Here is a 13,079-nt window from a genome sequence, read left to right as displayed (position 1 = left end):
TCAACCAGAAACGGGCTGCCGAATGATTTTGTCGAAGCGCCATTCGATTGGCTTTTCCCTTTCCCTTCATGCTCCGGCCGTCAGGATGACGGCTGTCGCTTCCTCCGTTCTCCTCCTCTCATCCGCCGTTACGGGCTCGGAGGCATGGGCGGGCTGCTCCAGGACCGGCGCTACTGTCACCTGCACGGGAACGAGTTCGGCGACCGACATGCCGATCGCCGAAGTGACAAGCGGCGGCAAGGTGGTCATCGAAGGCACCGCATCCGTGAGCGGCAGCGTGGGCTATGGCGTTGTCGGCACAGGGGAAGGAACCAGCCTAGTCAATCGTGGCACCCTGAACGCGAATGGCGCGTCGCTCGATGCGATGGAGGTGGTCGGCAACAGGCATTCCATCGTCAACACGGGACGCGTCTTCACATCAGGCAATTCGGCCAGCGCCCTCCATGCGCTTGGAAACCTCAACAGTCTTTCGAACAGCGGCGTGATCGACACCGCGACGGGCAGTTCGTCCATGGGCCTTTATGCCGAAGGTCACCGGAATACCCTGCTCAACACCGGCACCATCACAACCGGTGGAAATGGCTCCGAAGGCCTCTCGGCTTATGGAGACGGCAATGTTCTGACCAATGACGGGACGATTGTCACGACCGGCGCCGTGGCGAACGGAATGCGCGTTCACGGCAACGGCAATACGCTCATCAACGAAGCGAACATAACGACGTCGGGTGTGGAAGGGCGCGGCATCAAGGTCGATGCGGGAACCGGCAATTCCGTCGTCAATCGCGGCACGATTGAAACGTCCGGTGAGCGCGGCTACGGCATCTGGGTCGCCAGTAAGGCGGGCGAGACGACGACCGTTCTCAATGAGGAAACAGGTATCATCCGCAGCTGGCGGGACAAGGTTTTCCAGTTCGGCGCCGGTAACGAGAGTGTCCAGAACTTCGGGGTCTTGAATGCGGCAGGCGGAGGGGCTGCCGCCGATCTCGACGCAGGCGACGACACGTTTCTCATCGGGGCAACATCCCGCATCACTGGCTACGTCGATGCAGGCAGCGGCAGAGATACTTTCTCATTGGGAGGCTCTGCCAATGCCTCGTTCGATGCTTCCCTGATCGGCGCGGGCGCTCAATATCGAAACTTCGAGATCTATGAGAAGCTCGGCACGTCCACATGGACCATTGACGGCAATAACGGCGATGTCATGCCCTGGCACGTCCGGGAGGGCAACCTTCTGGTGACGGGAAGCATGGGCGGGTCTTCCATGACAGTCTACGATGGCGCTCTCCTCGGTGGTAACGGAACCGTCGGCGGAATCGATGCGCGTTCGGGCAGCACCTTGTCTCCCGGAATGGGCGGCATCGGCTCTCTTGCTGTCACGGGCAACGTGCTGATCGCCAACGGCACGATCTACAAGATCGATCTCAATGCTTCCGGAGAGAGCGACCGGATTGTGGCCGGCGGAAATGCGAGCGTCGAAGGCGGCATGGTGCAGGTCAATGCTCTGCCGGGAAGCTACAGGCCGGGAAGCCGCTGGACCATTCTCACGGCGGATGGTGGAGTCGCGGGCCAGTTCTCGGACGTCACGACGAATCTGGTGTTCTTCCGTCCCGTGCTGAGCAAGGACAGCAACAACATCTATCTGAGCATCCATCGCATCGATGATCTTTGGGAAGAGGACGAGCTTGGATCGTCCGAGGAATCTCCCGCTCCCTTCGATCTGGGCACGATCCTCGTGCATGAGGATCTCTTCCGCGCCGCCGTGCTCTGCCGTCTGCGCTGCTCGACCGGTGGATTGCCGTCTCTTGCCGCCACGGGAATAGTGATGGCCGATTATGCTGCCGACATGCCGGTGAGCAAAGGCTCCGCCACGCCCATCACCGTTGCGGCGCCGCAAGCCACCCGTGATTGGGCCTTGTGGGCCAAAGCCGTCGGCTCCTGGGGCTCGACCGATGCGACGACGACATCGGCGTCCGTTACGCGCAGCACCGCCGGTCTGGTGTTCGGCGCCGATATGGGCTTCGGCTCGCCTTATCGGCTGGGCATCGCGGGCGGTTACTTCTCGACCAATCTCGACTTTGCCTCGTCATTCTCATCGGGCAACGTGGAGAGCATGCATATCGGTCTCTATGGCTCCGCGGCCTTCGGCGCGCTCAATCTGCGTGGCGGCGTGGCCTATGCCCATCACGAGGTGGACACTGCATTCACGGCTTCATATGCATCGAACCGTTTCAGCAGTTCCTCGGACAGCTTCCAGGCATTCGGCGAGATCGGCTATGAAGTTTTGATCAATGATCGGGTCATGATCGAGCCGTTCCTCGGCCTCGCCCATGTGCATATCGCAGGAAGCGGGATCGAGGTGGAAGACTTCGATCTGGTCACGGGACGGATCAACTCGTTCGACACCACATATTCGACGCTGGGCGCGCGCCTGATTGCAACGATCCCGACCGAAGCGGGAGCTGTGACGTTCAAGGGCCTTCTCGGTTGGCGTCATGCTTTCGGCGACACCCTGCCGAAAGCAACTTTCTCCTTCGTCGGCGACGATCGGCCACTGTTCATCACGGGCGCGCCCATCGACCGCGACAGCCTCATCGTCGAAGCAGGGCTGAACTGGGATGTTTCGAAGACCACGACGCTCAGCGTCTCGTATACGGGCGCTATGGGCAGGCGTGACCAGGAGCATACGGTGAGGGGAGGGCTCACGGTTCGTTTCTGATCGGCGTGGCGTAAGGCATAAAAAACAAAAGCCCCTGAAGCATTCTTCAGGGGCTTTTCAAATGGTTGAAGTCGCTTGTCTGCGATCAGATCTGACGCACGGCGCCCTTGGCGGCGCTGGTGGCGAGCATGGCATAGGCCTTGAGAGCTGCCGACACCTTGCGCTTGCGCGGCTCGGCGGGCTTCCAGCCCTTGGCATCCTGCTCAGCGCGGCGGCGCTGCAGTTCCGTCTCGTCCACGGCGAGATTGATGCTGCGGTTCGGGATATCGATCTCGATCCGGTCGCCGTCGCGCACGAGGCCGATGGTGCCGCCCTCCGCCGCTTCCGGCGAGGCGTGGCCGATGGAGAGGCCCGAGGTGCCGCCGGAGAAGCGACCGTCCGTGATGAGCGCACAGGCTTTGCCGAGGCCCTTCGATTTCAGATAGCTCGTGGGATAGAGCATTTCCTGCATGCCGGGGCCGCCGCGCGGCCCCTCGTAGCGGATGACCACCACGTCACCGGCCTTCACCTTGCCGTTGAGAATACCGCTCACCGCATCGTCCTGGCTCTCGAACACGACGGCCGGGCCGGAGAACACAAGGATGCTCTCGTCCACGCCCGCCGTCTTCACGATGCAGCCGTCGAGCGCAAGATTGCCGGAGAGCACGGCAAGGCCGCCATCCTTCGAGAAAGCGTGGTCCTTGTCGCGGATGACGCCGCCGGCGCGGTCCATGTCCACGCTGTCGTAGCGGCTTGCCTGGCTGAACGCGGTCTGCGTCGGCACGCCCCCGGGCGCGGCGCTGAAGAACTCATGCACCGCATGGCTATTGGTGCGGCGCACGTCCCAACGGTCGAGCGCCGTCTTCATGCTTTCAGAGTGAACCGTCGGCACGGAGGTGTGGAGAAGGCCCGCACGGTCGAGCTCGCCCAGAATGCCCATGATGCCGCCGGCACGGTGCACATCTTCCATATGCACGTTGGCGACGGCAGGCGCGACCTTGCACAGCACCGGAACGCGGCGCGACAGGCGGTCGATGTCGTCCATGGTGAAGTTGACTTCGGCTTCATAAGCAGCAGCCAGCAGGTGCAGTACCGTGTTGCTCGAGCCGCCCATGGCGATGTCGAGCGTCATGGCATTCTCGAAAGCATCGAAGTTCGCAATCGAACGCGGCAGAACATTCGCGTCGTCCTGCTCGTAATAGCGGCGCGCGAGATCGACGATCAGGTGTCCCGCTTCCACGAAGAGGCGCTTGCGGTCGGCGTGAGTGGCGAGCGTTGAGCCATTGCCCGGCAGCGACAGGCCGAGCGCTTCCGTGAGGCAGTTCATGGAATTGGCGGTGAACATGCCCGAGCACGAGCCGCAGGTGGGGCAGGCGGCGCGCTCGATGGCCTTGATGTCCTCGTCAGCCACGTTCTCATCGGCAGCGGCCACCATGGCGTCCACGAGGTCGAGCTTCTTGGTCACGCCGTTGAGCACGACCTTGCCCGCTTCCATCGGCCCGCCGGAGACGAAGACTGTCGGGATGTTGAGGCGCAGCGAGGCCATCAGCATGCCGGGGGTGATCTTGTCGCAGTTGGAGATGCAGACCATGGCGTCCGCGCAATGGGCGTTGACCATGTATTCCACGGAATCGGCGATCAGCTCCCGCGAGGGCAGGGAGTAGAGCATGCCGTCATGGCCCATGGCGATGCCGTCATCCACCGCGATGGTGTTGAATTCCTTGGCGACGCCGCCCGCCTTCTCGATTTCCCGCGCTACGAGCTGGCCAAGGTCCTTGAGGTGGACGTGGCCCGGCACGAACTGGGTGAAGGAATTGACCACGGCGATGATCGGCTTGCCGAAGTCGGAATCCTTCATGCCCGTGGCCCGCCAAAGGCCGCGAGCGCCCGCCATGTTACGGCCGTGGGTGGTGGTGCGAGAACGATAGGCTGGCATGGTCTAGTCCTGAATATCCTTTAGCCCGCCTTGTTCGAACGAAACGAGGCGACATGCAAGTGCTATTGCTGCCACCTTTAGGCGCAGAATGCATCCCAGGGCTGCGTTTTTGCGTAATTTTCTTGCCCGCCGAGCTTGCCGCCACCCTTGCCCGAACCGGCCAAGCCCTTATGCGTTGGTCCGGCAACGCCAATGGAGAGGGCTAAGATCATGGTGCCGAAGACCGATTGGGATGCTACAGCCCACCTGCAATACGAGCCGATGGGCACGCCCAAAGGCACCACGCCGCCTCACGGCAGCGACGTGATGGAATTCTCCTCCCTCAGAGAAGCCATCCACTGGGCCATGACCAACGAGGCTCCGGCGGGCATGCATGCGGTAATCCGCACGGCTTCCGGCGAGGTCATCGAGCCGAGCCAGCTCGAAGAGCTCTGGGCGAGCCTTCAGGGGCCTTGAGCATCGGCCCCCAAAGTGGAATGCACTTTTGGGGTCAATCCGATGCAATCGTTAGTGATCGTTAGATCCAGCCGAGGCTGAGGGCGCCCACGGCGAGGTAGCGGCCCGTCTTGGCGAGCGTCACAAGCAAAATGAAAACGGGCAGGGGCTCACGCAGCACGCCTGCTACGATGGTAAGCGGATCGCCGATGATCGGTACCCAGCTGAGCAGCAGGGTCCAGCGGCCATAGCGGCGATACCAACTTTCCGCCTTCGTCATCTGGTCGCGCTTCACTGGAAACCAGCGGCGGTCCTCGAAATGGGCGAAGAAGCGGCCCAGGAACCAGTTCACGATGGATCCGAGAATATTGCCGAGGCTCGCTACGAGGATGAGCACCCACCAGGTGTAATGCTCCGCCACCAGCATGCCGAAAAGAACGGCTTCCGATTGAAACGGAAAGATCGTGGCGGACAGGAACGCGGCGGCGAAGAGAGCGCCGTATTCGGCAAGATGAGGCATGAGGCTCAGGGGCTGAAGCGCGTGGACAGCATGCGCTTAGCACGTCTGTCCTGATGCGCTCAATCGCGCGGGCCTCAATCGAGCGAACGGCCGCGCGTCTCCGGCATCACGAAAACGTAAACGAGCAATCCAGCGACTGTCAGCGCGATCATGTAGGTGGAAACGTAAGCCACGCCGCCCAGACCGTTGAGCCAAGTGACCGCGATGGGAGCCGTGCCGCCGAAGATCGCGGCGCAGATTGCTTGAGGAATCCCAATGCCGGATGTGCGCACATGGGTCGGGAACAGTTCTGCGGCGATTGTAGCCGCCACGGCGCTGTTGATGGCGATCAGCAATGCGCTGACCAAAGCCACGAACAGATAGATGCCAAAGCTGATTGTTCCTGAAAGCAGCGACAGGAGCGGGTAGGTCAGCAGGACAAAGCCAAAGGCGGAAGTGATCAGGAACGGCTTGCGGCCATGGCGGTCGGAGAGCCAGGCAAAGATTGGAATGCCCGCGCAATAGACGATTAAGGCGATGAGATTTCCGGCAAAGCCTAAGGAACGGTCGAGCCCGCCGATCATGTTCGCATAGGTCGGCAGAAACACGAGCCAGAGATAGTAGTGAACGCCGCACAGCTGAAGGGCGAAAACGATGAAGGTTTCCTTCGGGTGCTGCGCCAATGCGCTGAAAATTCCGGCTATGGTGATCTTGTGCTGTGCGCGGGACCGCTCGAAAGCAGGTGTTTCCTGCAAGCCGCGACGCATGAAAAGGCCGTAGAGCGAAGCCACACCGCCGATGAGGAACGGAATGCGCCATCCCCAGGCGATCAGATCATCCTGCGGAAGAGCGGAGCTTATCAGGCTGGCCATGGCTGTTGCCACAAGAACCGCAAGGCCCACCACCATGAGCTGCGGCGAGGCCGCGAGCGCCCGGTGCTCGCGCGGAGCATGCTCGTTCAGAAAGGCAACGGCAATTTGCGCTTCGCCTCCTGCGGAAAAGCCCTGGAGAAGGCGGGCGGCGACGATCAGCAGCGGAGCCGCTAGGCCGATCTGCTCGTAAGTGGGGGATAGACCGATGACGAAGCTGCCGATGCCGGCGAGCAGAATGGTGATCGAAAGCAGGCTGCGCCGGCCGTATTTGTCCGCGAGCGGACAAAGCACCAGCGCGCCGATCGGGCGGCCCAGGAAGCCGATGGCGAAGACCGAGAAGCTCGCGATCAGGGATGCCGCCGTGCTGCTTGCAGGAAACATCTGCTGCGCGAAGATGGCGGCAAGAAATCCGTAGATCGACCAATCGTACCATTCGATGAAATGGCCGATCGACCCTCCGAGAAGGGTTCTGGCGCGGCTCGTGGCCGGTGTCGCCTGGGCGGCGCCGTGAAGCTCAACCTGTCCGCTCATCACCGCTCCCCTGATCTTTGGCGTTCTTGTTTCACCTTCCGCAGCGCAAGGTCTGCCAAGAGGCATTGTAATTATGTAACGATTATCCTTGAGCCTCTAGAGCTTCGAAGTCAATTGCCTTGCCAGCTTGCATGGAGGCCAGGAGATGCCTACGAACAGGCCGCGATCTTTTGCATGAGCCTTCAGGACATCCCTTGAAACATTTCGACGTTGTGGTGATCGGCGCAGGCGCCGCGGGCATGATGTGCGCGGCGGAAGCGGGCAAGCGCGGACGCTCCGTGCTGATCCTCGACCATGCCGACAAACCCGGCGAGAAGATCCGCATCTCCGGGGGAGGGCGGTGCAACTTCACCAACCTCAATGCTGCGCCCGCCAACTACATTTCGCAGAACCCGAGCTTCTGCATCTCGGCGCTGCGGCGCTATACCCAACGCGACTTCATCGCCATCGTGGAGCGCTACGGCATCGCCTATCACGAGAAGACGCTCGGACAATTGTTCTGTGACGGCTCCTCGCGGCAGATCGTCGATCTTCTTCTCAACGAGATGAAGCAGGCGAATGTCGAACTGCGTCTGAGAACATCCGTGACGCAGGTGGAAAAGACCGAGGGCGGCTTTCGTCTCACGCTCTCGGAGAGCGCCGTGCAGTGCCACTCTCTCGTGGTGGCAACAGGCGGCAAGTCGATTCCGAAAATGGGCGCGACCGGATTCGGCTATGATCTCGCGCAGCAATTCGGCGTGAACATTGTCGAGACACGCCCTGCATTGGTTCCGCTCACGCTGGAGCCGTCGATGCTGGAGCGGTTGTCGCCGCTTGCCGGCGTTTCCGTCGATGCCGTCGTCGGCTGCGGCAAGACGAAGTTCACTGAGGCGATGCTCTTCACGCATCGGGGCTTGAGCGGCCCATCGATCCTGCAGATCTCGTCCTATTGGCGCGAGGGCGCGGAGATTGTCGTGTCCATGCTTCCCGGCGTGAACCTGTTCGAGGAGCTGCGCACCGCGCGCTCCCGCAATGGTCGGCAGGCGCTCCAGACGGCCTTGGCCGAGTTTCTGCCGAAACGCCTCGCGCAGCTCGTCGCGGAGATGGAGAAGGGGCCTCAGAACCTTGCCGATTATTCCGACAAGCATCTGCGCCGCATCGACGAAGCGGTGAACCAGTGGCGCTTCAAGCCGGCGGGCTCGGAGGGCTATCGCACGGCAGAGGTGACTCTTGGCGGCGTCAATACGCGCGAGCTGGATTCCCGCACGATGGAGGTGAAGTCCGTTCCCGGCCTCTACATGATCGGCGAGGTGGTGGACGTAACCGGCTGGCTCGGGGGCTACAATTTCCAGTGGGCTTGGTCGTCTGGATGGTGCGCAGGGCAGGCGGTCTGACGGCCTCTCCTGTCCGCGCCGTTATGCCGGAGTAATTTTACTCTCAGAGGAGCGCGCCGCTCGATGCGCGTGCGAGAGCCCAATCCCGGGATGATTCAAGAGCGCTCGCCTCGCAGAGCCGCCGGATCAACTCCTCCACTTCTTCCTGTGTCTGGTAGATTCCAAAGCCAAGACGCAGGCGCTCGCCGCGCACGTCCGTCATCACCTTCAGCTTCGACAGCGTGTGATGGATTGCCTGTGCCTTCGAGGTTTCAAAGGTGAGAAAATTTCCTCGACGGACTTCATCCTGCGGTACTACCAGTCGAGCGTCGTTCAACAGGGCGCAATCAACCGCGCGCTGAAGGAACTGCTCCTGCAAGGCTTTCGCATGCGCATGGATGATCCCGGGCGACAGACCGTCTTCCCTCAGCCAGCGCATCACAGCGTTGAATCGGTAGAGACCTGAAGGATCGAAGGTGGCGCCCATGAAGCGCCAGCCGTCGGTGCTGTAGCCGACCTGTCCTGCTTGTGCCTGCGCGAGATTGCCGAAGGCGGCGTACCAGCCCGTGTCGGGCGGGCGCAAACCCCATCCCGCCGGACAATGCATGAAGCAGGCGCCTTCGCCGGCCATGGCATATTTGTAGCCGCCTGCGATGTAGAACGCCCGATCTGCGACGGTGCTCAGATCGGTTGGACGCGCCATGAAGCCGTGATAGCCGTCGATCACCACCATCGCATTGTCGCCTGCTGCTTCGACGAGCCTGCGCACATCCGCCGCGAAGCCCGAATTGAAAAAGACTTGGCTGACGAAAACGAGATCAAAATCGTTTTCACGTGCTGCAGTGGCGAAGCGGTCCTCGAAGCTCGCGAAAGGCTCGGTGGGTACACGTGTGACGCTGACGGTGCTGTCTTCTTCCAGCCGCGCGATCTGCCTGCTGAAGGAGTGGAACTCTCCATCCGAGGTCAGGATGCGAACGGGTTTGTCGGCCGGAAAGCATGACAGGATTCGCTTGAGGAATTCGTGCGTGTTGGGTGCTACGGCAATGGTCGATGGATCGGGCAGATTCAGTTGCATCGCCACATGCGCGCGAAATTCATCGAGCGCGGGGCCGAGCACATGCTCCCACTTGTCGTCGATGAGCCGCGCCGCGTCGTCCCATGCTTGCAGCTGCGCCTCGCGCGTCACGTCGGGCCAGGGATGATGGCTATGCGCCGCGAAATGCAGGCGCTCCGGTTCAGAGTTGAGAAAACGCGAAAAGTGGGAACGCAGGTCGAGCATGGTCATGCTTGATCGTTAAAGCTGGCCGCGCACGGACCAGAGTTCGGGAAAGAAATAACGCTCCAGCGCCTTGCGCAGATAGGTGACGCCGGTGCTGCCGCCAGTGCCGCGGCGCATGCCGATGATGCGCTCCACGGTCTTCATGTGCCGGAAGCGCCATTGCTGGAAGGCGTCTTCGAGGTCCACCAGCTCTTCCGCGAGTTCGTAGAGATCGAAATGCTCGCCGGAATGGCGGTAGATATCTTCCCACACCGCTTCCACGCCGGGATGGGCCACATAGGGCTGCGTCACGTCGCGGGTGAGCACATCCTGGGGCACGAAATAGCCGCGCCGCGCCAGAAGGCGCAAGGCCTCGTCGTAGAGGCTGGGGGCGCGATAGGCGGCTTCGAGCTGGGCAGCGATATCGCTGCGGTGCCGGTGCGGCGCCATCTTCATTTCGTCCTTGGCGCCGAGCTTGAACTCGATGAGGCGGTATTGCCAGGACTGGAAGCCGGAGGACTGGCCGAGCGCCGGACGGAAGCTAAGATAATCGGACGGCGTCATGGTGGAGAGCACCGTCCAGGCCTGGATCAACTGTTCCTGGATGCGGTTGATACGCGCCGTGCATTTGAAGGCAGGCTGCAGCTCGTCGGCCCGGAGATGGGCCAGCGCGGTATCGAGCTCGCGGTTCATGAGCTTGAGCCACAGCTCCATCACCTGGTGAATGGTGATGAAGAGCAATTCGTCATGCTCGTTCGTCAGGGTCTGCTGGGCAGAGAGCAGGGTATCGAGCCGGAGATAGTCTCCGTAGCTCATCCCCTCCTGGAAATCGGTGTGGATTCCTTCCGTATCGATCGACATTCTGCCCTCCTTAGCTCCTGCGCGGCCCCTCGAATCTGTTGTTTTGCAAGGGGCTGACGGAGTCAGATAGGGCGTGGGCGAACAATGTCACGAGGGAAGGCCGCATGGAATTGGCATTGGCCTCGGGAGAGGGTAGGTTGCGGGCCGATTTCGACCCCTCGATGGAGAACCTTGCCGATGGCCGACGCGCTTCCCGACCGCCTGTCCAACAACCCCGACAGCCCCTATTACAACGAGGAGATCCTGGCCAAGGGCGTGGGCATCCGCTTCAACGGGACCGAGAAGACCAACGTGGACGAGTATTGCGTCAGCGAAGGCTGGATCCGCGTCATCGCCGGCAACGCCAAGGACCGCTTCGGCAATCCCATGACCATCAAGCTCAAGGGCAAGGTCGAGCCTTACCTGCAGTCAAGCGACTGAAGTTGAGCGAGAGCCAACCCTGCGGCTTAAGGTTGAAGCGGGGCTGGACAGGCGCATAATCTGCCCAACATTCAAGGACAAGCTACCGATTGAGAAGAGCGTTCTCAAGAAAGGCTTGTCCTGCATGGCCTCAGGTTGGGGTAATAGGCAGACCCGGATTGCCGCCGCGGTGCTCTTTCTCTCCGCGGCTCAGGCGATGGCCCATAGCTGGTATCCGGCCTGGTGCTGCGACGATCACGATTGTCGCGAACTCATCGCCGCCAAGGGCGAGACCGTCTTCGAGACGGAAGACGGCTATCGCCTCTGGGATGGCCGCTTCGTCGGACGCGAATACACCAAAGCCTCTCCGGACGAGAAATACCATCTGTGCGAGGAGCAGGTGACGAAGGCCATCATCTGCTTCTTCGTCCCACAGGGTCAGTCGTGAAGGCGCTTCGCGCCCTGGTGGTTTTCTGCGCCGTGCTTTCGGCAGCCTTCTCATTCACTGCGCCAGCCCGGTCCCAGACGAACCCTTATCTTGAGGCTGCCAGCCCGCAAGGCCTGCCTGCCATCGGCAAATGGATGCTCACCGCGCAAGGCGTGCCGTCGGATTGGCTGGGAGAGGTGTATCAGGGCAAGATCCTGCGCGAGCCCATCAACGTCATCATCGTCGACGAAACAGCCGTCAGCCGGAATGATGCGGTCGCGCGTCTCTTAAGAGCGGCGGCGCAAGCGGGCTATCCTATCCGCCTCGGACATTCCGCCGGCTATCAGGGCATGATCGGCGGGCAGCTTTATGCGCAACTGCCCAAGGGCTGGGACGATGCGTTCTCCAACGAGGTGTTCGAACTCAGCAATAATCACGGCCGCATCTTCGGCCCGCATCAGATGGGGCAAGCCTATCTCTTCACCGCAGCCTTCAGCCGCGAGCGGGTCGATCCGTTCCGCTGGCCCGGACACCGCTTTGCGTCCTTCAATCAGGCGCGGGACGATTTTGCCGAGAGGATGAGTCGGAACGCCGCTTACAAGATGTCCGACTCCGTCAGCCTCGACAACGCTCTCACCGACAACCCCAAACTCACCACCGGCGATCACGACGGCAACGCGATTATCTTGCGTGCCGGCCCTTAACCCATGTTGCCCGCGAGAAACCGCGCATAAGCCTTCGGGTCCACGTTGCCGCCGCTGATGATGATGCCGACGCGCTTGCCCTTGCAAGGCACGACGCCGTGAAGGGCGGCTGCGGCCGCAAGGCAACCGGTCGGCTCCGTTACGATCTTCATGCGCTCGGCGAAGAAACGCATGGTGTCCACCAGCATCTCGTCCGTCACCGTCACCATGTCGGTCACAAGGGCGCGCATGATGGGAAATGTCTTCTGGCCCATATACGTGGTCTGCGCGCCGTCGGCGATGGTGACGGGCACGGGAATACGCACGACGGAGCCGGTGCGGAAGGATTGCTGCGCATCGTTGCCCGCTTCCGGCTCCACGCCGTAGATGCGGCACGATGGGGAAAGCGCCTGGGCTGCGAGCGCCGAGCCCGCGAGCAATCCGCCGCCGCCCACGCAGACGAGCAGCATGTCGAGCGGCCCGACTTCCTCGATCAATTCCTTCGCCGCCGTGCCCTGGCCCGCGATCACATCCTCGTGGTCGTAGGGCGGAATGAGCGTGAGACCGCGTTCCTCGGAAAGCCTGCGGCCGATCTCCTCACGGTCTTCCGTATAGCGGTCATAGAGCACCACTTCGCCGCCATAGCCCTTGGTGGCCTCCACCTTCATGGCCGGCGCGTCCTTGGGCATGATGATGACAGTGGGCACCTTCTGTAATTGACCCGCATAGGCGATGGCCTGCGCATGATTGCCGGAGGAGAAGGCGACCACGCCGCGCAGCTTCGCATCGTCCGAGAGCCGCGCGATGGCGTTGTAGGCGCCGCGGAACTTGAAGGCGCCGCCGCGCTGCAGGTTCTCCGCCTTGAAGAAAAGCGTGGCGCCCGTGCGCTCGTCGGCCGTGCGGGAGGTGAGAACCGGCGTGCGATGGGCCACGCCCGCGATGCGCCAGGCCGCCGTGATCACGTCGTCATAAGTGGGAAGAGACGAGGAGGCTTGCGATTGGGTCTGTGCGCTCATGGCCGGATGCTGGTTGAGAAAGAGATGTTCTTCCATAGCAATTTCGCAGGCGATTTGTCACGCGCCGACTCTTGCGCTCCAAGGAGCTACTCCTCGGAACGTCCGCGCCCTCCAG

At 61.8% G+C, this 13,079-nt stretch carries 13 protein-coding genes; 6 read left to right on the top strand and 7 right to left on the bottom strand.

The features are described from left to right. Nucleotides 1-66: 66 nt before the first annotated feature. Nucleotides 67-210, bottom strand: coding sequence for a hypothetical protein (locus MJ639_RS12255; protein WP_243372812.1), 144 nt, complete (start codon nucleotides 208-210; stop codon nucleotides 67-69). Between MJ639_RS12255 and MJ639_RS12250 the strand changes: the two genes are divergently transcribed. Then, nucleotides 209-2,716 carry an autotransporter family protein gene (locus MJ639_RS12250; protein WP_243372810.1) on the top strand — a complete coding sequence of 836 codons (2,508 nt, stop codon included), beginning with the start codon at nucleotides 209-211 and terminating at the stop codon, nucleotides 2,714-2,716. The genes MJ639_RS12255 and MJ639_RS12250 overlap by 2 nt on opposite strands. 85 nt (nucleotides 2,717-2,801) lie before the next feature. On the opposite strand, the gene ilvD is transcribed toward MJ639_RS12250, so the two are convergent. Beyond that, nucleotides 2,802-4,631 (bottom strand): dihydroxy-acid dehydratase, encoded by a 1,830-nt coding sequence (ilvD, locus tag MJ639_RS12245; RefSeq protein WP_243372808.1) that lies wholly within the window; start codon nucleotides 4,629-4,631, stop codon nucleotides 2,802-2,804. A 210-nt stretch (nucleotides 4,632-4,841) separates the two neighbouring features. Between ilvD and MJ639_RS12240 the strand changes: the two genes are divergently transcribed. Continuing rightward, nucleotides 4,842-5,087 carry a hypothetical protein gene (locus MJ639_RS12240; protein WP_243372806.1) on the top strand — a complete coding sequence of 82 codons (246 nt, stop codon included), beginning with the start codon at nucleotides 4,842-4,844 and terminating at the stop codon, nucleotides 5,085-5,087. Between the two features lie 61 nt (nucleotides 5,088-5,148). Here the strand turns inward: MJ639_RS12240 and MJ639_RS12235 are convergent, their stop codons facing one another. Beyond that, the gene (locus MJ639_RS12235) at nucleotides 5,149-5,586 is read right to left on the bottom strand and encodes a YqaA family protein (RefSeq protein WP_243372804.1); all 438 of its coding nucleotides are present in this window, start codon (nucleotides 5,584-5,586) and stop codon (nucleotides 5,149-5,151) included. Between the two features lie 74 nt (nucleotides 5,587-5,660). Next, a complete protein-coding gene (locus MJ639_RS12230) occupies nucleotides 5,661-6,968 on the bottom strand; it encodes an MFS transporter (RefSeq protein WP_243372802.1) in 1,308 nt (435 codons plus the stop codon). Between the two features lie 194 nt (nucleotides 6,969-7,162). Between MJ639_RS12230 and MJ639_RS12225 the strand changes: the two genes are divergently transcribed. Further along, nucleotides 7,163-8,341: a BaiN/RdsA family NAD(P)/FAD-dependent oxidoreductase gene (locus MJ639_RS12225; protein ID WP_243372800.1), complete on the top strand. Its 1,179-nt coding sequence runs from the start codon at nucleotides 7,163-7,165 to the stop codon at nucleotides 8,339-8,341. 43 nt (nucleotides 8,342-8,384) lie between these two features. Here MJ639_RS12225 and MJ639_RS12220 read toward each other — a convergent pair whose 3' ends face one another. Next, on the bottom strand, nucleotides 8,385-9,605 hold the full coding sequence (locus MJ639_RS12220; protein ID WP_243372798.1) for an aminotransferase class V-fold PLP-dependent enzyme: 1,221 nt from the start codon (nucleotides 9,603-9,605) through the stop codon (nucleotides 8,385-8,387). 9 nt (nucleotides 9,606-9,614) lie between these two features. Then, nucleotides 9,615-10,439: a tryptophan 2,3-dioxygenase gene (gene kynA, locus MJ639_RS12215; protein ID WP_243372796.1), complete on the bottom strand. Its 825-nt coding sequence runs from the start codon at nucleotides 10,437-10,439 to the stop codon at nucleotides 9,615-9,617. A 177-nt stretch (nucleotides 10,440-10,616) separates the two neighbouring features. Between kynA and MJ639_RS12210 the strand changes: the two genes are divergently transcribed. The 3 genes from MJ639_RS12210 to MJ639_RS12200 all read left to right on the top strand — a co-directional run bounded on the left by MJ639_RS12210 (nucleotide 10,617) and on the right by MJ639_RS12200 (nucleotide 11,969). Further along, nucleotides 10,617-10,859, top strand: a complete 243-nt coding sequence (locus MJ639_RS12210) for a DUF3297 family protein (protein WP_243372794.1) — start codon at nucleotides 10,617-10,619, stop codon at nucleotides 10,857-10,859. 124 nt (nucleotides 10,860-10,983) lie between these two features. Further along, nucleotides 10,984-11,286 carry a hypothetical protein gene (locus tag MJ639_RS12205; RefSeq protein WP_243372792.1) on the top strand — a complete coding sequence of 101 codons (303 nt, stop codon included), beginning with the start codon at nucleotides 10,984-10,986 and terminating at the stop codon, nucleotides 11,284-11,286. Beyond that, nucleotides 11,283-11,969, top strand: coding sequence for a hypothetical protein (locus MJ639_RS12200; RefSeq protein ID WP_243372790.1), 687 nt, complete (start codon nucleotides 11,283-11,285; stop codon nucleotides 11,967-11,969). The genes MJ639_RS12205 and MJ639_RS12200 overlap by 4 nt, the downstream gene beginning before the upstream one ends. Here MJ639_RS12200 and MJ639_RS12195 read toward each other — a convergent pair. After that, entirely contained in the window at nucleotides 11,966-12,964 is a 999-nt protein-coding gene (locus MJ639_RS12195; RefSeq protein ID WP_243373246.1) for a threo-3-hydroxy-L-aspartate ammonia-lyase, read from the bottom strand. The two genes, MJ639_RS12200 and MJ639_RS12195, sit on opposite strands and share 4 nt — an antisense overlap. Nucleotides 12,965-13,079: the final 115 nt, after the last annotated feature.

This window comes from Microvirga solisilvae (genome assembly GCF_022808595.1).
Classification (GTDB): Bacteria; Pseudomonadota; Alphaproteobacteria; order Rhizobiales; family Beijerinckiaceae; genus Microvirga; species Microvirga solisilvae.
Note: the sequence above shows the minus strand (reverse complement) of the source record. Positions and strands in the feature narration are given on the sequence as shown.

Coding starts and splice junctions, on each gene's coding strand:
- ilvD (WP_243372808.1), bottom strand. CDS start 4,631: ATGCCAGCCTATCGTTCTCGCACCACCACCCACGGCCGTAACATGGCG.
- MJ639_RS12255 (WP_243372812.1), bottom strand. CDS start 210: ATGTCGGTCGCCGAACTCGTTCCCGTGCAGGTGACAGTAGCGCCGGTC.
- MJ639_RS12220 (WP_243372798.1), bottom strand. CDS start 9,605: ATGACCATGCTCGACCTGCGTTCCCACTTTTCGCGTTTTCTCAACTCT.
- MJ639_RS12230 (WP_243372802.1), bottom strand. CDS start 6,968: ATGAGCGGACAGGTTGAGCTTCACGGCGCCGCCCAGGCGACACCGGCC.
- kynA (WP_243372796.1), bottom strand. CDS start 10,439: ATGTCGATCGATACGGAAGGAATCCACACCGATTTCCAGGAGGGGATG.
- MJ639_RS12250 (WP_243372810.1), top strand. CDS start 209: ATGCCGATCGCCGAAGTGACAAGCGGCGGCAAGGTGGTCATCGAAGGC.
- MJ639_RS12205 (WP_243372792.1), top strand. CDS start 10,984: ATGGCCTCAGGTTGGGGTAATAGGCAGACCCGGATTGCCGCCGCGGTG.
- MJ639_RS12195 (WP_243373246.1), bottom strand. CDS start 12,964: ATGAGCGCACAGACCCAATCGCAAGCCTCCTCGTCTCTTCCCACTTAT.
- MJ639_RS12240 (WP_243372806.1), top strand. CDS start 4,842: ATGGTGCCGAAGACCGATTGGGATGCTACAGCCCACCTGCAATACGAG.
- MJ639_RS12235 (WP_243372804.1), bottom strand. CDS start 5,586: ATGCCTCATCTTGCCGAATACGGCGCTCTCTTCGCCGCCGCGTTCCTG.
- MJ639_RS12210 (WP_243372794.1), top strand. CDS start 10,617: ATGGCCGACGCGCTTCCCGACCGCCTGTCCAACAACCCCGACAGCCCC.